At 64.2% G+C, this 24,511-nt stretch carries 24 protein-coding genes; 6 read left to right on the plus strand and 18 right to left on the minus strand.

What is annotated here, in order from left to right; translation table 11 throughout:
• Window position 1: 1 nt before the first annotated feature.
• The 6 genes from tolQ to ruvC all read right to left on the minus strand — a co-directional run bounded on the left by tolQ (window position 2) and on the right by ruvC (window position 4,061).
• Window positions 2–697, minus strand: coding sequence for a protein TolQ (tolQ, locus tag GOW72_RS09575; protein ID WP_093962778.1), 696 nt, complete (start codon window positions 695–697; stop codon window positions 2–4).
• A 108-nt stretch (window positions 698–805) separates the two neighbouring features.
• Entirely contained in the window at window positions 806–1,189 is a 384-nt protein-coding gene (gene ybgC, locus GOW72_RS09580; protein ID WP_170366665.1) for a tol-pal system-associated acyl-CoA thioesterase, read from the minus strand.
• Window positions 1,186–1,809 carry a hypothetical protein gene (locus GOW72_RS09585; protein WP_170366667.1) on the minus strand — a complete coding sequence of 208 codons (624 nt, stop codon included), beginning with the start codon at window positions 1,807–1,809 and terminating at the stop codon, window positions 1,186–1,188. The genes ybgC and GOW72_RS09585 overlap by 4 nt, the downstream gene beginning before the upstream one ends.
• 62 nt (window positions 1,810–1,871) lie before the next feature.
• Entirely contained in the window at window positions 1,872–2,891 is a 1,020-nt protein-coding gene (ruvB, locus tag GOW72_RS09590; RefSeq protein ID WP_170366669.1) for a Holliday junction branch migration DNA helicase RuvB, read from the minus strand.
• A gap of 4 nt (window positions 2,892–2,895) precedes the next feature.
• Window positions 2,896–3,567: a Holliday junction branch migration protein RuvA gene (ruvA, locus tag GOW72_RS09595; RefSeq protein ID WP_170366670.1), complete on the minus strand. Its 672-nt coding sequence runs from the start codon at window positions 3,565–3,567 to the stop codon at window positions 2,896–2,898.
• Window positions 3,564–4,061 (minus strand): crossover junction endodeoxyribonuclease RuvC, encoded by a 498-nt coding sequence (gene ruvC / locus GOW72_RS09600; RefSeq protein WP_149775764.1) that lies wholly within the window; start codon window positions 4,059–4,061, stop codon window positions 3,564–3,566. The genes ruvA and ruvC overlap by 4 nt, the downstream gene beginning before the upstream one ends.
• 333 nt (window positions 4,062–4,394) lie before the next feature.
• Here ruvC and GOW72_RS09605 point away from each other — a divergent pair, with 333 nt between their 5' ends.
• Window positions 4,395–4,616, plus strand: a complete 222-nt coding sequence (locus GOW72_RS09605) for a DUF1127 domain-containing protein (RefSeq protein ID WP_093962786.1) — start codon at window positions 4,395–4,397, stop codon at window positions 4,614–4,616.
• A gap of 106 nt (window positions 4,617–4,722) precedes the next feature.
• On the opposite strand, the gene GOW72_RS09610 is transcribed toward GOW72_RS09605, so the two are convergent.
• The 4 genes from GOW72_RS09610 to GOW72_RS09625 form a co-directional block, all read right to left on the minus strand.
• Window positions 4,723–5,067: a hypothetical protein gene (locus GOW72_RS09610; protein WP_170366671.1), complete on the minus strand. Its 345-nt coding sequence runs from the start codon at window positions 5,065–5,067 to the stop codon at window positions 4,723–4,725.
• A gap of 98 nt (window positions 5,068–5,165) precedes the next feature.
• Window positions 5,166–6,044 (minus strand): 50S ribosomal protein L11 methyltransferase, encoded by an 879-nt coding sequence (locus GOW72_RS09615; RefSeq protein WP_170337869.1) that lies wholly within the window; start codon window positions 6,042–6,044, stop codon window positions 5,166–5,168.
• A 68-nt stretch (window positions 6,045–6,112) separates the two neighbouring features.
• On the minus strand, window positions 6,113–7,345 hold the full coding sequence (locus tag GOW72_RS09620) for an MFS transporter (RefSeq protein ID WP_170337866.1): 1,233 nt from the start codon (window positions 7,343–7,345) through the stop codon (window positions 6,113–6,115).
• A 77-nt stretch (window positions 7,346–7,422) separates the two neighbouring features.
• Window positions 7,423–9,618 carry a primosomal protein N' gene (locus tag GOW72_RS09625; protein WP_170366672.1) on the minus strand — a complete coding sequence of 732 codons (2,196 nt, stop codon included), beginning with the start codon at window positions 9,616–9,618 and terminating at the stop codon, window positions 7,423–7,425.
• A 91-nt stretch (window positions 9,619–9,709) separates the two neighbouring features.
• On the opposite strand from GOW72_RS09625, the gene fsa reads away from it, so the two are divergent.
• The 4 genes from fsa to GOW72_RS09645 all read left to right on the plus strand — a co-directional run bounded on the left by fsa (window position 9,710) and on the right by GOW72_RS09645 (window position 12,981).
• Window positions 9,710–10,363, plus strand: coding sequence for a fructose-6-phosphate aldolase (gene fsa, locus GOW72_RS09630; RefSeq protein ID WP_170337507.1), 654 nt, complete (start codon window positions 9,710–9,712; stop codon window positions 10,361–10,363).
• A 205-nt stretch (window positions 10,364–10,568) separates the two neighbouring features.
• Window positions 10,569–11,276 carry a DUF484 family protein gene (locus GOW72_RS09635; RefSeq protein WP_170358146.1) on the plus strand — a complete coding sequence of 236 codons (708 nt, stop codon included), beginning with the start codon at window positions 10,569–10,571 and terminating at the stop codon, window positions 11,274–11,276.
• On the plus strand, window positions 11,273–12,193 hold the full coding sequence (locus GOW72_RS09640) for a tyrosine-type recombinase/integrase (RefSeq protein ID WP_170366673.1): 921 nt from the start codon (window positions 11,273–11,275) through the stop codon (window positions 12,191–12,193). Before GOW72_RS09635 ends, GOW72_RS09640 begins: the two co-directional genes overlap by 4 nt.
• A 92-nt stretch (window positions 12,194–12,285) precedes the next feature.
• On the plus strand, window positions 12,286–12,981 hold the full coding sequence (locus GOW72_RS09645) for a CDP-alcohol phosphatidyltransferase family protein (RefSeq protein ID WP_093962794.1): 696 nt from the start codon (window positions 12,286–12,288) through the stop codon (window positions 12,979–12,981).
• A gap of 30 nt (window positions 12,982–13,011) precedes the next feature.
• Here GOW72_RS09645 and GOW72_RS09650 read toward each other — a convergent pair whose 3' ends face one another.
• The 8 genes from GOW72_RS09650 to GOW72_RS09685 form a co-directional block, all read right to left on the minus strand.
• On the minus strand, window positions 13,012–13,479 hold the full coding sequence (locus GOW72_RS09650; protein WP_170337856.1) for a hypothetical protein: 468 nt from the start codon (window positions 13,477–13,479) through the stop codon (window positions 13,012–13,014).
• A 76-nt stretch (window positions 13,480–13,555) separates the two neighbouring features.
• Window positions 13,556–14,011, minus strand: coding sequence for a methylated-DNA--[protein]-cysteine S-methyltransferase (locus tag GOW72_RS09655; protein WP_170366674.1), 456 nt, complete (start codon window positions 14,009–14,011; stop codon window positions 13,556–13,558).
• An 83-nt stretch (window positions 14,012–14,094) separates the two neighbouring features.
• Window positions 14,095–17,013 carry an isoleucine--tRNA ligase gene (ileS, locus tag GOW72_RS09660; RefSeq protein WP_170366675.1) on the minus strand — a complete coding sequence of 973 codons (2,919 nt, stop codon included), beginning with the start codon at window positions 17,011–17,013 and terminating at the stop codon, window positions 14,095–14,097.
• A 166-nt stretch (window positions 17,014–17,179) separates the two neighbouring features.
• Complete coding sequence (locus tag GOW72_RS09665) at window positions 17,180–19,906, minus strand: DUF2339 domain-containing protein (RefSeq protein WP_170366676.1); 2,727 nt, start codon at window positions 19,904–19,906, stop codon at window positions 17,180–17,182.
• Window positions 19,907–20,013: 107 nt separating this feature from the next.
• Complete coding sequence (locus GOW72_RS09670) at window positions 20,014–20,724, minus strand: VIT1/CCC1 transporter family protein (protein ID WP_170366677.1); 711 nt, start codon at window positions 20,722–20,724, stop codon at window positions 20,014–20,016.
• A 60-nt stretch (window positions 20,725–20,784) separates the two neighbouring features.
• Complete coding sequence (locus GOW72_RS09675; protein WP_170366678.1) at window positions 20,785–21,774, minus strand: YcjF family protein; 990 nt, start codon at window positions 21,772–21,774, stop codon at window positions 20,785–20,787.
• Window positions 21,775–21,777: 3 nt separating this feature from the next.
• Window positions 21,778–22,221: a GNAT family N-acetyltransferase gene (locus tag GOW72_RS09680; protein WP_170366679.1), complete on the minus strand. Its 444-nt coding sequence runs from the start codon at window positions 22,219–22,221 to the stop codon at window positions 21,778–21,780.
• Window positions 22,218–23,630, minus strand: a complete 1,413-nt coding sequence (locus GOW72_RS09685; RefSeq protein WP_170366680.1) for a YcjX family GTP-binding protein — start codon at window positions 23,628–23,630, stop codon at window positions 22,218–22,220. The genes GOW72_RS09680 and GOW72_RS09685 overlap by 4 nt, the downstream gene beginning before the upstream one ends.
• A gap of 112 nt (window positions 23,631–23,742) precedes the next feature.
• Between GOW72_RS09685 and truA the strand changes: the two genes are divergently transcribed.
• On the plus strand, window positions 23,743–24,510 hold the full coding sequence (truA, locus tag GOW72_RS09690; RefSeq protein ID WP_170358129.1) for a tRNA pseudouridine(38-40) synthase TruA: 768 nt from the start codon (window positions 23,743–23,745) through the stop codon (window positions 24,508–24,510).
• The last annotated feature ends 1 nt before the right edge of the window (window position 24,511 follow it).

A 24,511-nucleotide genomic window follows, 5' to 3' on the forward strand; every position in this document is an offset into this window, starting at 1 on the left:
GTCAGCTGTCCAACTGGCGAGACAGAATGGTTGCGAATTCGTCGGCAAAAGCCTCGTATCCGCCAACGATGCGATCGCTGTCCGCGCTAAGTTTGTTGTAGAAGATTACGGCCGGAATTGCGGCCAGCAGGCCAAGACCGGTCGCCAGCAAAGCTTCGGCGATGCCCGGTGCCACGACGGCCAGGTTTGTGTTCTGCTGTTCGGCGATTTCGATGAAGGCGTTCATGATGCCCCAAACCGTACCGAACAGGCCGATGAAGGGCGCAGTCGAACCCACGGTCGCAAGGATCGAAAGACCCTTTTGCAAACCCTCGGCCTCTTTGGCGATGGCCACATCCATAGAACGATCGATCCGGGCCTGCGCGCCGGCTATGAGTCCACCGTCGGCGCGGTGCGAGCGGCGCCACTCGATCATGCCGGCTGCGAAGATCTTTTCGGAACTGCCATCCGGCTGCGTTCCGATCTGTTCAAACAACTCGTCCAGCGGGTTGCCCGACCAGAACGCCTCGTCGAACACCTGCGCTTCGCGTCGCGCGCTGCGATAGGTGATGAGCTTTTGAATGATGATCGACCATGACCAGAAGGATGCGACCACAAGGATCAGCATCACCACTTTCACGATGAATGTCGCACGGGCGAACAGCCCCCACATGGAGAAATCGATCTCCTGCGCCAGCGCCAGCGTTTCAGCTTCCATGAACCTGCTCTTTGTTTTGCCTGACAGCCGTTGATTGGCCTTGTTTTGCCAAACGCTAGCGTAGTTAGGGGCAAATTGCCAACAGAACCACAGGGGCTGAGCAAATTGTTACAGCAATGCGCGAATCTCTGCCGGGAGCCGGATCGGCCGGCCATCCTGATTGACGCAAACGGCCGTCACGGTCGCGCGGAAGACTTCGGTCTCGCCGCGCCGGATGAGTTGAGCCATGGTCAGTCGCACGCCGGAGATCGCGACGACCTCGGTTTCGACCTGCAACTCGTCGTCGAACCGCGCAGACGCCAGATAGTCGGCCTCGACCCTCCGCACGACCCAGATGATACCAGCCTCGCGCATTGCGTTCTGGTCATTGCCCAGGTTGCGCACCCAATCCGACCGGGCGCGCTCGATATAGCGCAAATAGTTGGCGTGATAGACCACGCCTCCCATGTCGGTGTCCTCGTAATAGACGCGAATGGGAAAGACGTGTTTCATTGCGGACGCTCCATCCGGGCAAACAGGCGCAGAGCGTGCGACGGATCCTGCGCCACCGCCGGCAGAACCGGATCATAGGCGGCGCGGATCAGCCCGGCAATGTCAGGCCGAAGGATCGTTGTGTCGCCCGCCACGGCCAGGGGCGAGCGGTCGCGGAACGCCGTGTCGGACCACAGCAGAATGGTCTGAACGACCTGCGACAGGGCCAGGGTTTCAGCCGGCACCTTCGATAACTCGCGGTCCATCCGCAGAAGGACGAAGGCCGCCCGGATCGCGCCGTCTTCGTCGAAGCGGAAAATCCGGTACTGGTTCGCACCGGCGTCCTCCAGCCGTGCAACCAGCGGGACAAGGTCGGGAATCAGACGATCCAGGTCGGGAACCTCGGGCAACTCGCTCCACTCGCGAAAGAAGAACACCATGCAGTTGGCGCCCAGTTCGGGGTCGGTCTCGGCCATCTTGTGGTCGGCCAGCGCAACGACCGCCTCGAACGCGCCTTTGACCGTGGCCAGGGTTTCATCCGTGACCCCGAACACGATCGGCACGATGGGCCGTCCCCAACGTGCAAACAGGAACGCGCCATCGGATCGGGTAAACAACGCCTGGATCTCTTCGGGTGTCACGCCCTGCCCTTCGTCTTTGGAAAATTCTCTCGCCCCAGCCTTAAAGTCTGAGGCCGGCGGCTTCAACCAAACAGGTCGCTCTGTCCCTTGGGCGCGGGCATGCCGAGATGCGTCCAGGCCTTCTGCGCCAGCATCCGGCCGCGCGGCGTGCGTTGGATCAGGCCTTGTTGCAGCAGATATGGCTCGATCACTTCCTCCAGCGAGTCGCGGCTCTCGGACAAGGCGGCCGACAAGGTCTCGATCCCTACCGGGCCACCGCCATAATTTTCGGCGATCAGTTTCAGATAGCGGCGGTCGGCGCCGTCCAAGCCCAGATTATCGACGCCCAACCGCGTCAGCGCGCCATCGGCCAATTCGCGCGTGATGCGGCCGTCGCCCTCGACGATGGCGAAATCCACGACCCGCCGCAGCAGCCGCCCGGCGATACGGGGAGTGCCCCGCGACCGGCGCGCGATCTCGCGCGCACCGTCGTCATCGGCCGGCGCGCCCAGCTTGCGGGCATTGCGGGTGACGATCTCGTGCAATTCTTCCACGGTGTAGAATTGCAGCCGGGTGGGAATGCCGAACCGGTCGCGCAGAGGGGTGGTCAGCAGGCCCATCCGCGTGGTCGCCCCGACCAGGGTAAAGGGCTGCAGCTCGATCCGCACGGTGCGGGCCGCGGGGCCCTCGCCGATCACCAGATCCAGCTCGAAATCCTCCATCGCCGGGTACAGCACCTCTTCCACCGCCGGATTCAAGCGGTGAATCTCGTCGATGAACAGCACGTCGCGCTCTTCGAGGTTGGTCAGGATCGCCGCAAGGTCCCCGGCCTTGGCCAGAACCGGCCCAGAGGTCATGCGGAAGTTCACCCCAAGCTCGCGCGCCATGATCTGCGCCAGCGTCGTCTTGCCCAAGCCCGGAGGGCCGTGGAACAGCGTGTGGTCCATCGCCTCGTTCCGCTGGCGGGCCGACTGGATGAAGATGCGCAGATTGGCCCGCGCCTCGGCCTGGCCGATGAATTCGTCCAGCCCCTGCGGGCGCAAGGCGCGGTCGTTGTCCTCGGGCAGAGGCTGCGGGCGCAGGGTCGGGTCGGCATCAACCATTCATTCAGCCTTTCGGAGCCAGCAGTTTCAACGCCGCGCGGATCAATTCGGCCTCGCCGGCATCGGGCAGGTTGGCGGCGGCCTCTGCCACGGCCGAAGCGGCCTCGGACGGGCCATAGCCCAGGTTCGACAGCGCCGACAATGCACCGGCCGACGCCGCACCCGCACCGGGTTTCGGGGCCCGAATCGGGGCTGGCGCCGGGTCTGCGGGTTCAACCACCTCGGCCACGGGGCCGTCCATCGCCTCGGTCACCGTGCCGCCCATCGCCATGACGCCGGGCGCCTTGTCTTTCAGGTCCAGCACGATGCGCTGCGCGGTCTTGGGCCCGACGCCCTTGGCCGCCTTTACCGCGCCCCAATCGCCCAGCGCGATGGCCCGGCTGACCCCGTCCGGCCCCAGCGCGCCCAGAATGGCCAGCGACACCTTGGCCCCCACCCCCTGAACCGAGCAGAGCAGCCGGTGCCATTCTTTCTCGACCAGAGACAGAAAGCCATAAAGCTGCATCAGGTCCTCGCGCACCACCAGATCGGTGTACAGCGAGACCGCCTCGCCCACCCCAGGCAGGGCCGCCATGGTGCGGTCCGAGCAATAGACGATGTAGCCGACCCCGCGCACGTCGATCAGAAGGTGATCCGCCGCGCGGTAGTCGATGCGTCCGGTCAGTTTGCCGATCATGTGGCCACCTGCTTGATGCGCGCCTGCGGTGTCGCACCGTAGAACGCATGACAGATCGCGATCGCCAGCGCATCCGCGGCGTCGGCCCCCTTGGGCTGGCATCCCGGCAGTTGAAGTTTGACCATGTGCAGAATCTGTTCCTTCTCGGCGTGCCCCACGCCCACCACGGTTTTCTTGACCCGGTTGGGCGCGTATTCGCCCACCGGCAACCCAGCCTGAGCCAAGGTCAGCAACGCCACTCCGCGCGCCTGACCCAGCTTCAGCGTCCCGGCGCCGTCCTTGTTGACAAAGGTCTGTTCGATGGCTGCCTGGTCGGGCTGATGTTCGGCGATCACCTCGACGATCTGGTTGTGCAGCGACAAAAGCCGCTCGCCCAGATCATCCCCGTCGGATTTGCACAGGCCGTTGGCAACATGGCTCAGTCGGCTGCCATGTGATTCGATGACGCCCCACCCCAGGGTTCGCAGCCCCGGATCAATGCCCAGAATTCGCATGTTGTGCCTCGGCCTGCTCGGGTTTTCATTGTCTTTTCTCTCGATTAGCACGAAGCGTGAACATTTTCCAAGAAAATTGATCCGGCACCCAAATGCGACACGCCTGTTCCGTCCGCGACAACTCGGACGCATTGCGACCCTAGAAAGTCTGAAACCGACACATTCCCAAAGCAGTTTTCACCAATAATTTAAGGGACTTTCATCATTTTCGAAGCATTGCAAAAACTGCATAGGACACATGCAGTTTCAGCACTTGCAAGGTCAATCCGACATCACTAACTGGCCCGGGAATTCGACATTCAAACGTCAACACTGAACAGAAGGAAGCAGGATATGGCTGCAATTGACACAACCCGCGCCTCGATTGGCTCGTTTGGCCTTGTCGGCCGTATCGGCGCCTTTCTGGCATCCGTCGTGAACGCCGTTGTCGCCTGGAACGACGCACGCGTGACGCGCAATGCATTGAACGGTCTGAGCAACCGTGAACTGGAAGATATCGGCCTGTGCCGCGGTGACATCGACGAGGTCGCTGCTGGCCGCCGCCGTCTGTACTGAAACCACCCGCTCTCGCCCCTATCCTCCCTCGGGGCAGCACAGAAACACCGCGGACCGAGAGGTACGCGGTGTTTTTGTCTTTTGAAGGCTCTTTAGGAGAGAGAGTTCAGTAGAGAATCTTGTTCAGCTGTGTCGAAATGGCCTGCGACAATGGATCGATCTGCATGATCCACGCGCCCGCCTGTTCAACCGATGTCCCTTCGTTCAGGGCATCCACCCGATACTGGTATCCGGTCGGGCCGAGATTGGATAGCAGGAACGCTTTGAAAGCAAAAAATCCGCACAGGCACAGCAACAGAACCTTGGCCGGAACCGCCGAGCGTACCCGCTGGGGTTTCATGACGACCAGACCATCTTTGCGCATGGTCGCGCGATAGCCACGGCTCATCTTGTTGTGTTTCTTTGTCAGCCGATGAACGCGCTGATCGAATTCAAGTTGTTTTCCTGTCATGGCAGCCTCCAAAAACCGCCCCCCAAATTCATTGGATGACGGTAGAAAGAGAATGCGTCAAAACCGTGGCAAAAATCCACAAAACTCCTGCAAATGGTCTAATTTGCGCCCTGTTTGGTTAAGACTAGCGTCGTCCATTCACCAATCATTGACCGATCCATCGTATTGAACCCGTTTTGTGCATAAACCGATTCCACTTCGTCGGCCTGCTCGTTGAGGATTCCCGACAGGATCGCATGTCCGCCTCCGCGCAGATTCTGCGCGATCTCCGGCGCAAGGGCCACCAGCGGGCCCTTCAGAATGTTGGCAAAAATCAGATCGTAAGGCGCCACCGCCTGGAGGTCAGGATGGTCAAATCCGGCAGCCTCGACACAAAGGACGGCCCCGGCCATGCCGTTGGCCTTCAGGTTGGCCTCGGCTACGTCGACGGCGACCTGATCAATGTCGCTGGCCAGGATGTCACCTTCCCAGACCCGCGCCGCCGCCATCGCCAGCACCGCCGTACCGCAGCCGATATCGGCGACCTTGCTGGCCTCGAACCCAGTCTCAATCAGCTTGTCCAGCGCCTTCAGACATCCCAGCGTCGTTCCGTGGTGCCCAGTACCAAAGGCCATCGCCGCTTCGATCAGCAGCGGAATGCGCCCCTCGGGCAGCTTGTCGGCATCGTGGCTGCCATAGACGAAAAACCGCCCGGCCTCGACCGGGGCCAGCTCGCGCCGGACATGGGCGACCCAGTCGGTTTCCGGCAGTTCCGACACCACGAAGGGCTTGGCTTCGAAGGCCGCCGCCAGCAGGGCCAGGGCGGCCTCGTCGGGGCTTTCGGTGAAATAGCCGCCGACCTCCCACAGGCCCGAGCCGTCCTCGACCTCGAAGACGCCCACGCCGGTGGGTTCGGGATCCAGACGCTCCATCGCTTCGCCCAGGCTTTCGGCCGCGGCTTTGCCTTTCAGGGTGGTCAGGGCGGTGAATGTGGGCATGGGAACCTCCTGCAGAAACCGCCTTTGCGCCTAGGGCCGTCAGCCGCCGAGGTCAAGCGTCCCGGGTGTCATTCGGCCGGCGCGGGGGCGTATTTCGAAAAGATGGTCTCGTTCCCCGGCTCGGGGTGACGCGGGATCAGCAGCGACAGCGCCAGAGAGATCAGCGCCATGCCCGCCGCCAGGCCGAACACCGCCCCGGGCGACACGACCCACAGCAGCCCCAGAAGCGCCGGCAGGAACACCGCCGCGATGTGGTTGATGGTAAAGGCCACCGCCGCGGTCGGGGCAATATCCGCCGGATCGGCGATTTTCTGGAAATAGGTCTTGAGCGCCAGAGCCAGCGCGAACAGCACGTGGTCGATGACGTAGAGAATGGCCGCCAGCAGCACGCCCCAGCCAAACCAGTAGATGCCGCCATACGCCGCAAATACGATGGCAAGGCCCAGATACTCGAAGATCAGCGTACGCCGCTCGCCAAACACCGCGACGGCCTTGCCCAGCAAAGGGGCGGCGGCCATGTTGATGATCAGGTTGATGAGGTACAGGCTGGTCAAGTGATGCACTTCGAAGCCGAAGCGCTCGACCATCATGAACCCGGCGAACACGACAAAGATCTGCCGCCGCGCGCCCGCCATGAACTGCAGCGCGTAATACAGCCAGTAGCGGCGGCGCAGCACGATCTTCTTGGTCTGCGGTGTCGGCGCATCGAATTGCGGATAGGCGATCAGGCAGAACAGCGCCAGCACCGCGGTCAGCCCACCAGCCGCCATGAAGACCGTGTTGTAGGACAGATCGAACCGATCCCAGGTCAGCACGATCAGCCCATAGACCACCAGCGTCGAGGCCGACCCCATCGCCACCAGCCAGCCCAGCACCTGCGGGGCGCGGTCCTTGGGCAGCCATTGCAGCTGAAGCGACTGGTTCACCGTTTCGTAGTAATGAAACCCGATCGAGCTGAACAGGGTCACGAACAGCAGCCCGCCGAGGCTGGGAAACCAGGCCGTCACCGCCGTGGCGACGCCCAGCAGCATCAGCGAAATCATGGCCAGCACCTGCTCGCGCACGAAAATTATCACCGCGATCACGCCCACGGCCAGAAAGCCCGGGATTTCTCGCACCGTGTGTAGCAGGCCGATGTCTGCCCCGTCGAAATCCGCGACTTCGATCACGAAGTTGTTCAGCAGTGCGCTCCATGCGTTGAAGGCGATGGGCATGGTCAGCGCCATCACGAACAGCAACGTGACGGGGCGGCGCCAGAACGGCAGGCTCTGGGCCTGGGACAGGGGCATCGGTTTCAGCATGAGAGTTCTCTACGCCCAATCCGCCCGGCTGGCGAGAGGAAATCCCCCGTGCACATGGGGTCTGCGCTGATGCAGAGTCAGTAGAAGCTCTGCGGGTCGATATCGACGGTCAGGCGGATGTCTCCCTTCAGGCGCAGAGGTGCGATCCAGCGGGCGATGGCGTCCTGGATCGGTGCCCCCTTGGGCGCCTTGACCAGCAGCCTTACCCGGTGCCGCCCGCGGATACGGGCAATCGGTGCCGGGGCAGGCCCAAAGACCTGTGCCCCGATCTGCCGCAGCGGCGCGTCATTGCGCGCCAATACGTTGCCGATGTCAAAGACGGGCCCGACCTCGGGGCCGGACAGCACGATCCCCGCCATCCGGCCATAAGGCGGCACCCCGGCCGCCTGACGCCCGGCGGCCTCGGCACGCCAGAACCCTTCCTCATCCCCCGACAGGATCGCGCGGATCACCGGGTGTTCGGGCTGAAAAGTCTGCAGCAGCGCCGTCCCCGGCTTGTCGGCCCGCCCGGCCCGGCCCGCCACCTGCCGCATCAGTTGAAAGGTCCGCTCGGCAGCGCGCAGGTCGGACCCGTGCAGGCCCAGATCCGAGTCGATCACCCCGACCAGCGTCAGGTTCGGGAAATTGTGCCCCTTGGCCACCAGCTGCGTGCCGATGACGATATCTGCGTCACCCTCGGCAATCTCTTCGATCTTGGCCTTCAGCGCCCGGGCCGAGCCGAACAGGTCGGAACTGAGCATGGCGATGCGGGCGTCGGGAAAGGTCGCCTCGGCCTCTTCGGCCAGACGTTCGATGCCGGGGCCGACCGGGGCCAGCTTGCCCTCGACCCCGCAGGCGGGGCAGGCTTCGGGCATGGGCTTGGTCTCGCCGCACTGGTGGCACATCAGACGTTTGAGGAACCGGTGTTCGACCATGCGCGCATCGCAGTGGTCGCAGGCGATCTGTTCGCCGCAGGCCCGGCACAGCGTCACCGGCGCATATCCCCGGCGGTTGATGAACAGCAGCGACTGTTCGCCCTTCTCGATCCGCGCCTGCACCGCTTGGCGCAGACTGGGGGAAATCCAGGTGCCCGGCTGCATCTTCTCGGCACGCATGTCGATGGTCTTCATGTCCGGCAACACCGCCGCCCCAAAGCGCGAGGTCAGGTCCAACCGGTCGTACTTGCCGGCTTCGGCATTGGCCCAGCTTTCCAGCGAGGGCGTGGCGCTGGCCAAGATCACCCGCGACCCGCAGATCGCCGCCCGCAGAACCGCCATGTCGCGCGCATTGTAATGCACGCCGTCTTCCTGCTTGTACGAGGTGTCGTGTTCCTCATCCACCACGATCAGGCCCAGATCGCGGAACGGCAGAAACAGCGCCGACCGCGCGCCCACCACCATCTGCGCATCGCCCTGCCCGACCATGCGCCAGACACGGCGGCGTTCAGTCATCGTGGCACCGGAATGCCATTCGGCCGGGCGCGCGCCGAACCGCTCCTCGACCCGTGTCAGAAACTCGGCAGTCAGGGCAATCTCGGGCAGCAGCACCAACGCCTGCCGGCTCATGCGCAGCGCTTCGGCCACCGCTTCAAGGTAAACCTCGGTCTTGCCCGACCCGGTCACGCCCTTCAGCAGCGTTGTGCCATAGGTTCCGCTGCGCAGTGCGGCCCGCAACGTGTCGGCGGCAGCGGTCTGATCGGGGGTCAGCGCCTTGCCGGGCCGGTCCGGGTCCAGCGTCGGATAAGGCAGGTCGCGCGGGCTGTCCTCCTCGCGCACGGCGCCCTGCTTGACCAGACCTTTGACGACCGACGAGGTGACCCCGGCCATCTCGGCCAGTTCTTTCAGGGTAAAGGCCAGCCCGCCATAGTCACGCAGCACCTCCAGCACTCGGGCCCGGGCATCGGTCATGCGGTCAGGCGTGCCGCTGCCCAGCCGATAGATCTTGCGCATCGACAGCGGGTCGCCCAGCCCGGGCGCGCGGGTGGCCAGCCGCAGCATGGCCGGCATCGGCGTCAGCGTGTAGTCAGCCGCGCGCTGCAGGAACAGGCGCATCTCTTCGCGCATGGGCGCCACGTCCAGCACCCGGATGACCGAGCGGATCTTGCTGCGGTCGAAATCTCCGCGCCCCGCGCCCCAGACCACACCCAGAACCTTGCGCGGGCCCAGCGGCACCTCGACGAAGGCCCCCAGGAAACACCCCTCCTCGGGCGCCTTGTAATCCAACGTCCGGTCCAGCGGCTGGGTCGTCAGAACCGCCACCAGCTCACCTTGGTCGAAATGCACCGGGTCGCTCAATGCGCGCCTTTCTTCAGCAGGGGTTTCAGCACGGGTCTCTTTGAGGTAAAGGCATCCGCGAGCAAGGCCAACCCATCAAAGGACTGCCCCGATGAAATTCTTCGTAGACACAGCCGAAATCGACGCCATCGCCGAATTGAACGATCTGGGCATGGTGGACGGTGTCACCACCAACCCCTCGCTGATCCTGAAATCGGGTCGCGACATTCTGGAAGTGACCAAGGAAATCTGCGACCTGGTCGATGGCCCGGTTTCCGCCGAAGTCGTCGCCACCGAAGCCGAGGACATGATCGCCGAAGGCCGCAAGCTGGCGCAGATCGCACCGAACATCGCCGTCAAGGTGCCGCTGACCTGGGCCGGTCTGAAAACCTGCAAGACGCTCAGCGACGAAGGCCAGATGGTCAACGTCACCCTGTGCTTCTCGGTCAATCAGGCACTTCTGGCAGCCAAGGCCGGCGCGACCTTCATTTCGCCCTTCATCGGACGGCTGGACGACATCAACCTCGACGGTATGGACCTGATCGCCGACATCCGTCAGGTCTATGACAATTACGGGTTCGAAACCGAAATCCTCGCCGCCTCGATCCGCAGCGTGAACCATGTGGCCGACAGCGCCCGCATTGGCGCCGACGTGATCACCGCCCCGCCTGCCGTGATCAAGAAGCTGGCCGACCACCCGCTGACCGACAAGGGGCTCGAAGCCTTCCTGTCGGATTGGGCCAAGACCGGTCAGAAGATTCTGTGATCCGCTGATCCCAAGTACAACCGCGCGGCCCCGTCCGGGGCCGCGCCTGGCCCAACTGCAGGGGGCCTGATCTTTGATCAAATGCCTGCAGGCGGGAGCCCCGCCCCCACACACGGCGTCTAATCCACCTAAACGTGCATTTTTTCCAAGGCATTTCCGGGCACCCGTGCTATAACGCCCCCAACAAAAAAAGACCGGACAGGATATGAGCAGCAATCCCAAACTCGAGGACAACCTCCGCGCCGCGATTCTGGCCGAGCCGGACGCCGTGCTGGACGATAAGGATCTGATGCAGGCGCTGGTCGCCGCGAACGAACGCGCCCGCGGAGACAACATCATCGACCTGCGCGGAATCGCCATGCAACGGCTTGAGGCGCGGCTGGACCGGCTGGAGGATACACATCGCTCGGTCATCGCAGCCGCCTACGAGAACCTAGCCGGAACCAACCAGGTTCACCGCGCCATCCTGCGCCTACTCGAGCCAACGGAATTCGAGGATTTCCTGCGCGTGCTGGGTACGGAAGTTGCCGAAATCCTCCGCGTCGACCGCATCACGCTGGTCCTGGAAACGACGATGGTCCAGCAGGACCCAAGCATCGACCGGCTGGACGGTGTTCTGGCCGTGGCGGAACCGGGTTTCGTGCAATCCTACATGGACAACGCACCAAACCACCCCGCGCGCGAGGTTGTCCTGCGCGAAATTCGCCAGCCCAACCGCAGAGTGCACGGGGATCAGCTGGACCAGCTGCAATCTGAGGCATGTATGCAGCTGGATCTCGGCAAAGGACGTCTGCCGGGCATGATTGTCATGGGCGCGCGCGACCCAAGGCACTTCTCGCCTCAATTGGGCACTGACCTGCTGGCCTTTTTTGCAGGCGTATTCGAACGGTCGATGCGCCACTGGCTGTCGTGAGCCTGATCTCTCCAGCCTGCCGCGATGCGTTGCAGTTGTGGCTGGAGGGGTTGACCGCTTTGGCGGGCCGTTCGGAAAACACCATCAACGCCTATCGCGGGGATGTCTCGGATTTCCTGTCTTTCATGACTTTGCATCACAGCGAACGGCAGGGGCTGGCGGCGCTCGAGCGCATCACCGTTTCGGACATGCGGGCCTGGATGGCACAGCAACGCGAATCCGGCGTCGGGGCGCGGTCACTGGCGCGAAAACTGTCCGCCGTCAAAAGCTTCTATCGCTGGCTGGCCGAACGCGAGGGGTTCGAGCCCACCGCCGTACTGTCCACCCGCGCCCCGAAATACACCAAGAAACTGCCGCGCCCGCTGGCCGAAGACGCCGCCCGCGCCATGATCGAGACGGTCGAGCTGCAATCCGGATCAGATTGGGTTGCCGCCCGCGATGTTGCCGTCGTGACCCTGCTGTATGGCTGCGGCCTTCGCATTTCCGAAGCCCTGTCCCTGACCGGCGCGGATGCCCCCCTGCCCAACACGCTGAGAATTGTCGGCAAGGGTGACAAGGAAAGGATCGTTCCGGTCATCCCCGCCGCGCGCCAGGCGGTCGACCGATACCTTGAGTTGTGCCCACATCCCCAAAGCCCGACCGCACCATTGTTCCGCGGCGTACGAGGCAAAGCCCTGAGTCCGCGGGCAATTCAGGGCGTCATGGCCAAAGCGCGTATGCAATTGGGTCTTCCGGCAACGGCCACTCCACACGCGATGCGGCACAGCTTTGCCACCCATCTTCTGTCGGCCGGCGGAGACCTCCGGGCCATTCAGGAACTGCTGGGTCACGCGTCCCTTTCGACCACACAGGCCTATACCGCCGTCGAGACTGCGCGCCTCATGGAGGTGTACAACCGCGCGCACCCCAAAGCCTGAGACGCTGCGGAATTGCAGCAACCACATTTCGGCGCCGATACCGGGGGCTTTTTGCTTTGCATCTCGGGCGCGCATCGTACATGACACGGGTCATGACACTCAGATTCAAAGCCTTAGCCGTTCACCTGTTCACCGCGACCGGAGCCGTATTTGCGATGCTGGCCATGCTGGCCGCGGTCGAGGAAAAGTGGAGCCTGATGTTTCTGTGGCTGGTCGTTTCGTTCATCGTCGACGGAATCGACGGCCCCTTGGCCCGGCACTATCACGTCAAAAAGAACGCACCCGAGTTCGACGGTGTTCTGCTGGATCTGATCATCGACTATCTGACCTACGTCTTCATTCCGGCCTATGCGCTGTTCAAATCCGGGCTGATGGACGGCTGGACCGGCTGGTTCGCGATCATCGTCATCACATTCGCCAGCGCGATGTATTTCGCTGACACGCGGATGAAGACCAAGGACAATTCCTTTTCCGGTTTTCCGGGCTGCTGGAACATGGTCGTGGTGGTGATCTTTGCGCTGAAGCCCGACTTCTGGTTCAGCCTCGTCCTTGTGGCGTTGCTGGCCGTTGCAATGTTTCTGCCCCTGAAATTCATTCACCCCGTGCGCACCGAACGCTGGCGCAACCTGTCCCTGCCCATGGCCTTCGCCTGGACTTTTTTTGCCGGATGGGCCGCTTGGGTGGATTTTCACCCGCAAAGCTGGGCGCATTGGGGTCTGGTGGTGACCAGCCTGTATCTGGTCTCGGCGGGGATCGCCCAGCAAATCATGCCGCCGAGCCGCGATTGAGACGCGGCCCGAACGGGCGAAAATCACAGATCAGAGAATTTCCCGAATCTCGAACTCGGTGCCATTATGGGTGAAGACGTCGCCCTTGCGCATTCCGGCCATGGCCAGATAGATCGGGCTTTGGGTTGAAATCCCCATATATGTTTCGCCATCCACGTCGAACTTGGTGGTCGACACGCAGACGACGAAATGCCGATCGCCCAGCCAGACTACGGCGCCCGGCTGCACTGTATCCGTCAGGCTGAAATCGGTGTTTTCGATCACGTCAATCTTGGCATGATGCGCATGCACCGGCCCGTCAAACGCGGCGGCCAGATCTGCGCTTTCGCGCGATGCCGCGATATCATCCTTGTCGTGGCCTTCCCGGTCATCCAATTGGGACTCTTTCTGAAAGGCATCGTGGTGCGCCTGCGCCGTCGCCAACTCCTGTGCCTCCAACGCCATCAATTGGTCAATGATGGCCTTCTTCCGGGCGGCGGGGTCAATTTTCGCAGTCATGAATTGCAGTCCTTCGGGTTCGAAAACTGTCTCAGGTTGGGACGCTTTGCGAAAGATTGCAACCGGATTCCGGCGGTCAGATCAGCAGACTGGCAGCCCCCTCGTGACGCAACAGGGCAACCTTGCCCTCAACCCCGCCCTGCCCCGAGAACCCGCCAAGGCCGCTTGCCGCCAGAACGCGGTGACAGGGAATGATCACCGGAATCGGGTTGGCGCCACAGGCCTGCCCGACAGCTTGCGCCGGACATCCAAGATCCTGCGCGATATCACCGTAAGTCCGCGTGTCACCGAAAGGAATCGCGGACATCAAGCCGCAGACCTGTTTCTGGAATTCGGACCCAACGACACGCAGTGGCAAGTCGAACTTTTGCAACCGGCCCTCGGCATAGGCCCTGATCTGTGATGCCGCTTCGATCAGCAGCGGGGTCGTCTCACCCGTTGTGTGACCGTCCCACACCAGACTGGTGATGGCACCGTCCTCTTCTTCGATCCCGAGGCATCCGAACTGGGTTTCCACTGCAATCATCGGCATGGGCGCAGAGTTTCAGATCGGCGGGTGCGTCGCAAGCCGCAAGAAAAACCCCCGCGCGATGGCGGGGGTTTCAGGGATCATTTTCAGCTCAGCGCCGTATCGCATCGGCCACAGACGCCGGGGTGGGCGTGGCGTCCCACATCCGGCAGGATCTTCCAGCAGCGCTGGCACTTGGCCCCTTCGGCCTTTTCGAACACGACACCGACGCCCTCGATCTCGGGCAGGCGGAACGCCTCGGCCGGGGCGGGGTCGGCGGTGACGGTCAGGCCCGAGGTGATGCACAGGTCATCTACGTCGAAGGTCGCCAGCAGGTCGCGGGTTTCCGCATCCTCGACATGCACGATCGGCGCGGCTTCGAGGCTGGAGCCGATGACCTTGTCGCGGCGCTGCACTTCCAGCGCGGCGGTCACCGCACGGCGTACACGGCGGATCTTGGCCATGTTCGCCTCGAGCCCGGTGTCGCGCCAATCGGCAGGCGTGTCGGGGAAGTCGACCAGATGCACCGAGCCGTCCTCGCCCGGGAACCGCTCGAGCCAGACCTCTTCCATCGTGAAGACCAGAATCGGCGCCAGCCAGGTAGTCAGACGGTGGAACAGGATGTCCAGCACCGTGCGCGCGGCCCGGCGGCGCGGGGTGTCCCCGTCGCAATACAGCGCATCCTTGCGCACGTCGAAATAGAAGGCCGACAGGTCGACCGTGGCAAAGTTGAACACCGCGCTGAACACGCCCTGGAAGTCGAACGCGGCATAGCCCTTGCGGACCTGCTCGTCCAACTCGGCCAGGCGGCTGAGCACCCAGCGTTCCAGACGCGGCATCTCGGCCGGGTCGATCCGGTCGGCCTCGGTGAAGTCGGCCAGCGAACCCAGCATGAAGCGCATCGTATTGCGCAGCCGGCGATAGCTGTCGGCGACACCTTTCAGGATTTCCGGCCCGATCCGCTGGTCGGCGGTATAGTCGGTCTGAGCCACCCAAAGGCGCAGGATGTCGGCACCGTATTGCTTGACGACCTCTTCCGGTACGATGGTATTGCCGAGCGATTTGGACATCTTGTTGCCCTTCTCGTCCAGCGTGAACCCGTGCGTGACCACGTTGCGATACGGCGCGCGGCCGATCGTGCCGCAGGCCTGCAACATCGAGGAATGGAACCATCCACGGTGCTGGTCGGTGCCCTCCATGTAGACATCGGCAATGCCGTCGACGGTGCCATCTTCACGGTCGCGCAGAACGAACGCATGGGTCGAGCCCGAGTCGAACCACACGTCCAGAACGTCGAACACCTGGTCATAATCGTCGGGGTTCACGATGCCATCCAGCACCTGCTGTTTGAAGCCGTCGGTGTACCAGACATCGGCGCCGTATTCTTCGAACGCGGCCTTGATGCGGGTGTTCACGTCCGGGTTGCGCAGCAGATAGTCCTGGTCGGTGGGCAGAGCGCCCTTCTTGGTGAAGCACGTGAGTGGCACACCCCAGGCACGCTGGCGCGACAGAACCCAGTCGGGGCGCGCCTCGATCATCGAATACAGGCGGTTGCGGCCCGAGGGCGGCGTCCATTTTACCAACTCGTCGATCGAGCGCAGGGCGCGTTCGCGGATAGTGCCGCCCATTTCGTCCATGCCATCGTCCAGCTTGCGGTCGACGGACACGAACCATTGCGGTGTGTTGCGATAGATGATCGGCGCCTTGGACCGCCAAGAATGCGGATAGCTGTGCTTGATCTTGCCACGCGCCAGCAGCCCGCCGACCTCGGCCAGCTTGTCGATCACAGCCTTGTTCGCATCGCCCTCGCCGCCCTTGCGCGACAGGATGTACTTGCCGCCGAAGAACGGCATGTCAGCGCGGAAGCTGCCGTCGTCCATCACGTTGTAGGTGATGACCTGCTCGAGCATGCCCAGATCGCGGTACAGCTCGAATTCCTCCATCCCGTGCGAGGGCGCGCAATGAACGAAGCCGGTGCCTTCGGTATCGGTCACGAAATCGGCCGCGCGGAAATCGCGGATGTCATCCCATTCACCGTTGGACCCTTCGGCCCCTGCCAGCGGGTGCTGCAGCTGGATCTTGGCCAGATCGTCCTGCGTGACGTCGCACAGGCGGCGGTACATGGTGTCGTCCAGCCGCGCCCGCGCAAACACGTCGGCGGCCAGATTGTCGGCCAGCAGGTACCGGTCACCGATCCGGGCCCAGCAATCCTCGGGGCGGCCGGTCACTTCGTACAGCCCGTACGAGATGTCCTTGCCATACACCACGGCCTTGTTCGACGGCATGGTCCAGGGCGTCGTGGTCCAGATCACCACATAGGCGTTGTCCAGCGTGGTGTCGCCGGTGTTCACCACCTTGAACTTCACCCAGATGGTGAAGCTTTCCTTGTCGTGATACTCGACTTCGGCCTCGGCCAGGGCGGTCTTTTCGATCGGCGACCACATCACCGGTTTCGAGCCCTGATACAGCGTGCCGTTCATCAGGAACTTCATGAACTCGTCCGCGATCACCGCCTCGGCGTGATAGTCCATGGTGACGTAGGGATCGGCCCAGTTGCCGGTGATGCCCAGACGCTTGAACTCCTCGCGCTGGATGTCGATCCAGCCTTCGGCGAACTTGCGGCACTCCTGGCGGAAGTCGATGACCGGAACCTCGTCCTTGTTCTTGCCTTTCTTACGGTACTGTTCCTCGATCTTCCATTCGATCGGCAGGCCGTGACAGTCCCAGCCGGGCACATAGCGCGCGTCGAAGCCCATCATCTGATGCGACCTTACGATCATGTCCTTGATCGTCTTGTTCAGCGCGTGGCCGATATGCAGGTGCCCGTTGGCGTAGGGCGGGCCGTCATGCAGCGTGAAGGGCTTGCGACCCTGTTTGTCGCGCAGGCGGTCATAGACGCCGATCTTCTCCCAGCGGTCCAGCCATGCGGGCTCGCGCTTGGGCAGGCCGGCGCGCATGGGGAATTCGGTTCGGGGCAGGTTCAGCGTGTCTTTGTAGTCGGGTGTCTGGGTCGTGTCGGCGCACATGGAGAGGCGTCCCTTGGATGATCTTGGCTTGTTTGGATCGAAGCGGTCGGTGCGATGAACTCAAGCACCTTTGCCCGGCGTCTCGGAAACTCAGAGCGCCGGGGAAATAATTCGAATGATAATGGCCAAAACGTCTTGCATGGCCGGGCTTATAGGCCGGTTGCGCCTATTGGTCCAGAGCTTCCGGCCCCTGCGGCGAATGGCGCAGCTTGGCCCAGCGGTTCAGCCATGCCAGACCCGCCAGCGCCAGCCCCAAGGCCAGCAACGAAAACACACGGATCAGACCGCCCAGCCCCGAGATGTCGATCAGGAACACCTTGGCCACCGCCAGCCCGATCACCGCCAGCCCGGCCTTGCGCATCAGATTCGACCGACGCGCCAGCGACTGATAGAACAGCGCCGCGCCGATCACCAGCAGGACGAGCGTGTAAGTGTATAGCTCGGGCTGGGATACACCGTTGCCTTCAAACATCCCTGCCGCGCCCTGCCAGAAATGCCGGATGGTCAGGCCCAGCCACAAGGCGCCCAGCGCAATGGACACCCCCTGACAGGCCAGCCGCAACTGCGCCGACATCTTGGGGGTCCGCCACGCGGACAGGCCGATGACGAGGGCCGGCAGCAGATAGGCAATGGCAAGCGTGTTCAAGACTGGAGGCCCCAGAACAGGATCTGCCCCAAAACGCAAAACAGGGTTGGCCACTGTCGCAGCCAGCGCCAGCCACAACAGGCCATGCGCGGCGAAGAATACGCCCAATGCGACCCGCGCCCAGTTCAGTCGCCCGCCCAGCGCAAAGCGCTGCACCTGCGCAAAGGCCAGCAGCAGCCAAATGGCCGACAGCAGGCCCAGCCCCCAATGGCTGTCGTCGGCACCGCCCTCGCCGAGCCCTTCCAACCAGCGCAGCAGCAGCAGAGACAAAAGAACGCCGCCCGTCGCCCAAGCCGCGCTGTCCAACATGATATTGGCGACCGGGCGGTCCAGGGGGCGCAGCATCCACCATGCGGCAAGATAGCCTGCAACCGCAGCCCCATAGACCAGCGCCATTTCCGGAACCGGCGCGTGCAGCGCCCAGTCCAGACCCGGGTTCAGGATCAGCCGGAACGTGACGGTGACGACTCCGGCCCAGATGAACCAGCTCATCGGTGGCAGGTTGAACCGCCGGTCCAGCGCCGCCGCCGCGATGATCGTGACCACGAAAGCGATGGTCAGCGCCGCCGAGCTGAGCACGATCACGCAGCCGAAGGTCAGGCAGGACAAGGCCGACAGCGTGGCCAAAGCCGGACGCATCCGGGCCTCGCTGTCCACGCGCGCGAAGCGCTCGGCCAGTACCACCATCAGCGCCGCAAGCGCGACCGCATGCAGGGCCCAGGGGTAGGCTCCGATCACGCTGGCCGGGCGCCAGCCAAGCTCAAGCGCGATGGCCAGCGCCGGGGCGTACAGCGCGGCGGCACCGGCCCAGACCAGCGGGTACCGCCCACCCCGGAACGACCGCCATGCCGCCAGAAGAGAGATCACCGCGCCCAACGCAACCAGCCAGGTCACGGCCAACGGAAAAGCGGCCTCGGGCGTTTCGGAATAGGTCTGCCAGAACCCACGCGCCACCTCGCCACCGTCAAATCCATGCGTGAACACGAAACCACCCAGCCCCAGGGCAGGCAGCGCGGTCATGTCCTGTAGGGCCGGTGCGTCTTTGGCCCAGATCAGCAGGGCGAAAGTCAGGCCCGCCAGCAGGATCACAGCCAGCCAGAACTCACCGCTCGTATCCGCCCATTGCAGCGCCAGAATGGCCGAGCTTGCCAGAACCGCGCCAAAGGCCAGGCGCGTTGGAAATTCGGGCCACGGACCACTGGCTTTTCTGACTAGGAGTTCGCTGAACATCGCGCCGTCGTGATCGGGCCAGATCCGGCGCACGGGAATGGCAATGGCGATCACGGCAACGGCGGCCACGTAGACGAGGAAAGCCGGTTCCGTGATCGGCGAACCCGTCACCAGCAAAAGGCCCGCCAAATAGGCGCCCACCAGCGACAGCACCGACACCCAGGCCCAGCGCCGCACCGTGTCGATCCCAAGCCCCAGCCCGGTGATCACGAAGAAATATCCGTACAGCCAAGACGGGTCAGCCGAATCGCCACCCACGACGAAAGGTGCAGCAAAGGCTCCGATCAACCCGATCGCCGCCAGCAGCGGGCCGTGGAACCAGCCCAGAACCAGCCCGACAAGAGCGATGGCGATCATGCCCGCCAAGGCCGCCTCGGGGCCGATCAGGTCATAGAGCTGGCGCGCCGCCAGAACGCCGCCAAACAGCGTGACCAGCCCCGCGCCGGAAAACACCGAAGGCAGATAGGCAGTCGCCGAGGACTCGTCATCGCCGTATCGGCGCCGGACGACCTCGCCGGCCACGATCAGCAGCGCGCCGAAACCCAAGGCCGCCAACACGCGCGCGGTGGGCGGCAGCAACCCGTTTTCGACCCCGTATTGCACCAGAAAAATCCCCGCCAGCGCCAGCGACAGGGCGGATACGGCATAGAACCAGTTCTCGCGCAGCCACGCGCCCAGATCGTCGAACCGTTCGGCGCGGAACACAACCGCGGCCGGAGGCGAAGCACTCTCAGTAACAGTTGCCGATTCTTCAGCGTCAGGCCGTTGGTCCGGCGTCGGTGGGCTTTCCTGTTTCGGCGGGCCCCAAGGGGCCGGTCGCGGTTCAGGCGTCGGTGCTTCGATTGGCGCGGACTGCGTCTGTGGTGGCCGCTCCGCGTCCGGTTGCGGCCCGGCAACCAACCGACTCTCCAACTGCTCGACCCGCCGCCGCAGACGGGCATGGCCGACCAGCAAGACGACAATAGATACCGGCATCGCCAAAACGACCAGGCCAACAAGAACAAGCAGAGATTCCAAACCGCACCTCCGGGCAACTCTGCATTACAGGCTATCCTGTGCAGGCGCGGTAAGACAGTCGGGAAATCCCGAATGGTTTCAGCCTGTTGCGATCTGACGCCAGTGATCTAGGGATGGAACATGGACCCGACGAGATAGGCAATTGCCGCCGCCGCACCACCGATCGCCAGCGTCTCAAGCCCCGAGCGCCACCAGGGCGCCAGCGACCACCGGCTTTTCATCGCGCCGATGGCAAAGAACACGCCCAGTGTCATCAGGACCGAGGCTGGAAACGCGCCCTCGACACCCAACAGGAACGGCACGAGCGGAACCATGCCGGCCACGACAAAGGCCGCGAAGGTGGCCGCGGCGGCCTTGAGCGGATGCGGATCGACGCTGCCCAGCCCGTATTCGCCCTCGATCATCAGGTTGATCCAGGTATCCTGATCGGCGGTGATCGCATCGGTTGCCTGTTCCAACACCCGGCCCGACAAGCCCTTGCGGGACAGGATCTCCAGCACCTCGCCGCGCTCGCCGTCGGGGTAGAGGCGGATGTGGCGCTCTTCGATGGCGCGGATCCGTCGGATATTGTCCAGCTCGGCCTTGGTCCCCGAGTAGTTGCCCGCCGCCATCGAGAACCCGTCGGCCAGCACGTTGGCCAGGCCCAAGGCCACGATGACGAAGGGCGACAGCCCGGCCCCGGCCACGCCCGCCACGATGGCCAGCGTGGTCACCGAACCGTCGATCCCGCCATAGACCACGTCACGCAGGAACCCGCGCCCGGGTGGGGCGTCGATCCGGTCTGCGATTTCCTGTTGGCTGTGGCCGTGATCCGCCATGGCTGGTCTCCCTTCCGGGAGATTGTGCCCTGCGCAGCGGCCCGTTGGCTTTGCGGCAGATCAACCCTTGGAAAACAGCCCGCTCAGCGCGCGCGAGATCATGCCGCGGGTCGACGGCCTGTGGCGGTCTGAGAAGGGCAGCGGTCGGCAGACCTCCATCGCGGCCACGCCGACGCGGGCGCTGAGGGCGCCGTTGACCAGCCCTTCGCCAAAGCGGCGCGACAGCTTGCTGAGGACCGACCCGCCCAGAACCGGTTCGAGCAGGTCGTCACCCACGGCCACCGCGCCCGTGGCCACTAGGTGAACGAACACTGCTCGGGTCAATCGCCAGCCCCCCAGGAATCCGGCCCGCCCGCCATAGATTTCGGCAATCCGGCGGATCATCCGCAAAGAGGCCAGCAGCGCCGTCGCCACATCGGCCAGCGCCAACGGCACCAGCGCCGTCACCGTCGCGACCTGGCGCGCGGCGGCCTCGACCTCGCGGCTGGCGGCGGCGTCCAGCGGGGCCAGCAATTCGTCCTCGACCAGTCCTAGCAGCCCCGAGGCGTCGAACTGTTCCTCGATCCGGCCGCCCAGACGGCCGCGGCCCCAGCGCGTATCCTCGCGCCCGCGATAGAACGCGATCAGGCGCTGCGTCACGGCCCGGGCCTGCGCCAGATCGGCATCGGCCAGCGCTGCATCGGCAGCGCGGCGCATCCCGTCCACCCGCGACAGCCGGCCCAGCGCGGCCAGTTCGCGCAGCGCGATCAGCAGGGCCACCAGCACCAGCGCGCAGATCAGGCCGGTCACGATCCAGCCCAGCACGGGAACGCTGGCGATCAACGAGGCGGCAAAGTTCCATGCGGCGACAGAGACCGCCGCCCCCACGACGGCAACCGCCAGCCCCCAGAACCACCGGCCCAGAACCGACGGCTTGCGCGCGGCCAGCCGGGCCGCGGCCTGCATCGCCTGCCCCTGAGGTGGCGCGATATCCGGCACCGGCGCGGCCTTCGACACGTCGGCGGCAGGGGCATCCTCGTCAAGCTCGATCAGAACCGGACCCTTGGCCATGCGTCACTCCTTTTTCCGCCAGACGAACCGAATGTCCGGCAGCTGTTCATCATTGTCGGCGCCTTCGCTGCGGGCCACTTCGACAAAGCCGTGCCGTTCGTAGAACCGGCACGCGCCCGTGTTGGCCTGAAACGCATACAGCGCCAGTTCTCGGCGACCTGCCTTGGCGCTGTCCAGCAGTTCTGTGCCGATCCCCTGATTCCGCGCAGGGGGACTCAGGTACAGGCAATGAACCTCGGTTCCGTCCATGGCCAAAAAGCCTGCGACCTTGCCGCCCTGTTCGGCAACCGTGACCCATCCTTTGTCGATCATCTGCCCACAAAAAGCGATGGCTTCAGCCCCCGAATGCAGCTCGGGCATCCAGTCGTTTTCGCGTGCAAAGCCGTGCAGGATCTCTCCGACCGCCCCAGCGTCGAGGCTGCGCGCGGGCCTGAGGGTGACGGTCACAGCCGGTCTCCGATCAGAAACTGCGCGGCGCGGTCCAGCCGGATATGCGGCGGGCCGTCACCGGGGCGCAGCGAAAGATGCGCCGGGGCAAAGGTCATGAACCCGTACTCCTCGCCCAGCCAGGTGTCGGCCCCCTTACGCGCAGGATTAAGCAGATGGGCGGGGTCTTCGGGCAGCTCTCCGGGGTAGAAGGCCGCCTGTTTTCCATTCTCCAAACTACCGCGCACGCAGGGCAGTTCGACGCCGTTGTGATTGCGGATCTCTTCGGTCGTCACGCGCAGCGCGGCGATGGACATGGCGGCGGTTTCGGCCCCGGCGAACCTGGCGCGGTCGCGCGCCTCGCGGGTCAGGGCCTCCATGATCGCGGTCAGGCGCGGGTGCTGCAGGTGGTGCAGGTGATCGGCCTTGTTGGCCGCGAACAGGATGCGTTCGACCCGCTTGCCCAGCAACATCTGGCTGAGCCACGCATTGCGGCCGGGCCGGAAGGCCGACAGGATGTCGCCCATGGCGCGGCGCATGTCCTCGACCGCCTGCGGACCCTTGTGAATCGCGCCCAGCGCATCCACCAGCACCACCTGCCGGTCGATCCGGGCGAAATGATCCCGGAAAAAGGGCTTCACCACCTGCGATTTGTAGGCCTCGAACCGGCGCTCCATCTCGCGGTGCAGGCTGCGGCGGCGCGCGGCGCTCTCGACCGGCAACGGCGCAAAGGTCAGCACCGGCGACCCGGCCAGATCGCCCGGCAGCAGGAACCGGCCCGGCGTGCAGTCATAAAACCCCGCATCCCGCGCGGCAGTCAGATAGTCGGCAAAGCCCCGCGCCAGGGCCTGCGCGGTGGGTTCATCATGGGGGTCGGCCGGATCAACGGATTTGATCTGGGCCAGGAAATCGGCCGCGGCCGGACGCTGCGCGATCCGCTCCAACGTTTCGCGCGACCAGTCGTCATAGTTTTTTTCGAGCAGTGCCAGATCCAGCAGCCATTCGCCGGGATAGTCGACGATGTCCAGATGCACGGTGCGTGGCCCCTGCAGGCCAGCCAGCAGCCCGGCAGGGCGGACCTTGAACGACAGGCGCAGCTCGGACACGGCGCGGGTGCTGTCGGGCCAATGGGGCTGAGGCCCGGTCAGTGCCGACAGGTGCGATTCATAATCGAACCGGGGCACTGTGTCGTCGGGCTGCGGCTGCAGGTAGGCGGCGTTGATGCGCCCCTCCTGTTGGGCGACCAGGCCGGGCATCCGCCCCCGGTCCAGCAGGTTGGCCACCAGCGACGTGATGAACACCGTCTTGCCCGACCGCGCAAGACCGGTGACGCCCAGCCGCACGACCGGTTCGAAAAACGTCTCGGATACGCGGTCGCCGACGGATTCGACGCCGCGCACAAGACTGTCTGCCAGTGATGAGATGACCAAACCGCCGCCCCGCATTTCTTGTTTGTCCCAAGATAGGTAGCCGCTGCCCCGGTTGCCAGCGCTTTTGCCGCCTGCCCTTGCCCGGGCGCCTCCGGCAGGGTACCAGCAGCCCATGCCCAGATACGCGTTGAAAGTCGAATACCAAGGTGAGCCGTTTGCCGGATGGCAGCGGCAGAAGGATCTGCCCTCGGTCCAGGGCGCCATCGAGGCGGCGTTGTCGAAACTACAGCCCGGGTCACACACGATCGCGGCCGCCGGGCGCACGGATGCGGGCGTTCACGCGCTGGGGCAAGTGGCCCATTGCGACCTGGAAAAGGATTGGGACCCGTTCCGCCTGTCCGAGGCGCTGAACTATCACCTCAAGCCGTTGCCGGTGGCGATTCTCAAGGCCGCGCGGGTGGCGGATGACTGGCATGCGCGGTTCTCGGCCATCGAGCGGCAGTACCTGTTCCGCATACTGATCCGCCGTGCGCCCGCGACCCATGACAAGGGCCAGGTCTGGCAGATCGGGCATCCGCTGGATGTCGCCGCGATGCAAGCTGGGGCCGACATGTTGATCGGGCGGCACGATTTCACCACCTTCCGGTCCTCGATCTGCCAGGCGGCCAGCCCAGTCAAGACGCTGGACGAGCTGCGCGTCGAACAGGTTCCGGGCTTTTCCGGCCCCGAGGTGCATTTCCACGTCCGCGCCCGGTCCTTCCTGCACAACCAGGTGCGCAGTTTCGTCGGCACGCTCGAACGGGTCGGCGCGGGCGCCTGGACACCGCAGGACGTGCGCGATGCGCTCGAGGCCGCCGACCGCGCGGCCTGCGGGCCGGTCTGCCCTCCGCAAGGTTTGTACCTGGCGCGGGTGGGCTACCCCGATCCTGTTTTCGACTGAC

Origin of the sequence: Ruegeria arenilitoris, assembly GCF_013032855.1 — a bacterium.
GTDB lineage: Bacteria > Pseudomonadota > Alphaproteobacteria > Rhodobacterales > Rhodobacteraceae > Ruegeria > Ruegeria arenilitoris.

Bases quoted from the DNA above. Each gene is read 5' to 3' on its own strand.
- GOW72_RS09670 (WP_170366677.1), bottom strand. From the start codon at position 20,724: ATGGCGGATCACGGCCACAGCCAACAGGAAATCGCAGACCGGATCGAC.
- GOW72_RS09650 (WP_170337856.1), bottom strand. From the start codon at position 13,479: ATGACTGCGAAAATTGACCCCGCCGCCCGGAAGAAGGCCATCATTGAC.
- truA (WP_170358129.1), top strand. From the start codon at position 23,743: ATGCCCAGATACGCGTTGAAAGTCGAATACCAAGGTGAGCCGTTTGCC.
- GOW72_RS09675 (WP_170366678.1), bottom strand. From the start codon at position 21,774: ATGGCCAAGGGTCCGGTTCTGATCGAGCTTGACGAGGATGCCCCTGCC.
- ileS (WP_170366675.1), bottom strand. From the start codon at position 17,013: ATGTGCGCCGACACGACCCAGACACCCGACTACAAAGACACGCTGAAC.
- GOW72_RS09620 (WP_170337866.1), bottom strand. From the start codon at position 7,345: ATGCTGAAACCGATGCCCCTGTCCCAGGCCCAGAGCCTGCCGTTCTGG.
- GOW72_RS09610 (WP_170366671.1), bottom strand. From the start codon at position 5,067: ATGACAGGAAAACAACTTGAATTCGATCAGCGCGTTCATCGGCTGACA.
- GOW72_RS09645 (WP_093962794.1), top strand. From the start codon at position 12,286: ATGACACTCAGATTCAAAGCCTTAGCCGTTCACCTGTTCACCGCGACC.
- GOW72_RS09635 (WP_170358146.1), top strand. From the start codon at position 10,569: ATGAGCAGCAATCCCAAACTCGAGGACAACCTCCGCGCCGCGATTCTG.
- ybgC (WP_170366665.1), bottom strand. From the start codon at position 1,189: ATGAAACACGTCTTTCCCATTCGCGTCTATTACGAGGACACCGACATG.
- ruvB (WP_170366669.1), bottom strand. From the start codon at position 2,891: ATGGTTGATGCCGACCCGACCCTGCGCCCGCAGCCTCTGCCCGAGGAC.
- ruvA (WP_170366670.1), bottom strand. From the start codon at position 3,567: ATGATCGGCAAACTGACCGGACGCATCGACTACCGCGCGGCGGATCAC.
- ruvC (WP_149775764.1), bottom strand. From the start codon at position 4,061: ATGCGAATTCTGGGCATTGATCCGGGGCTGCGAACCCTGGGGTGGGGC.
- GOW72_RS09655 (WP_170366674.1), bottom strand. From the start codon at position 14,011: ATGCCGATGATTGCAGTGGAAACCCAGTTCGGATGCCTCGGGATCGAA.
- GOW72_RS09615 (WP_170337869.1), bottom strand. From the start codon at position 6,044: ATGCCCACATTCACCGCCCTGACCACCCTGAAAGGCAAAGCCGCGGCC.
- GOW72_RS09605 (WP_093962786.1), top strand. From the start codon at position 4,395: ATGGCTGCAATTGACACAACCCGCGCCTCGATTGGCTCGTTTGGCCTT.
- tolQ (WP_093962778.1), bottom strand. From the start codon at position 697: ATGGAAGCTGAAACGCTGGCGCTGGCGCAGGAGATCGATTTCTCCATG.
- fsa (WP_170337507.1), top strand. From the start codon at position 9,710: ATGAAATTCTTCGTAGACACAGCCGAAATCGACGCCATCGCCGAATTG.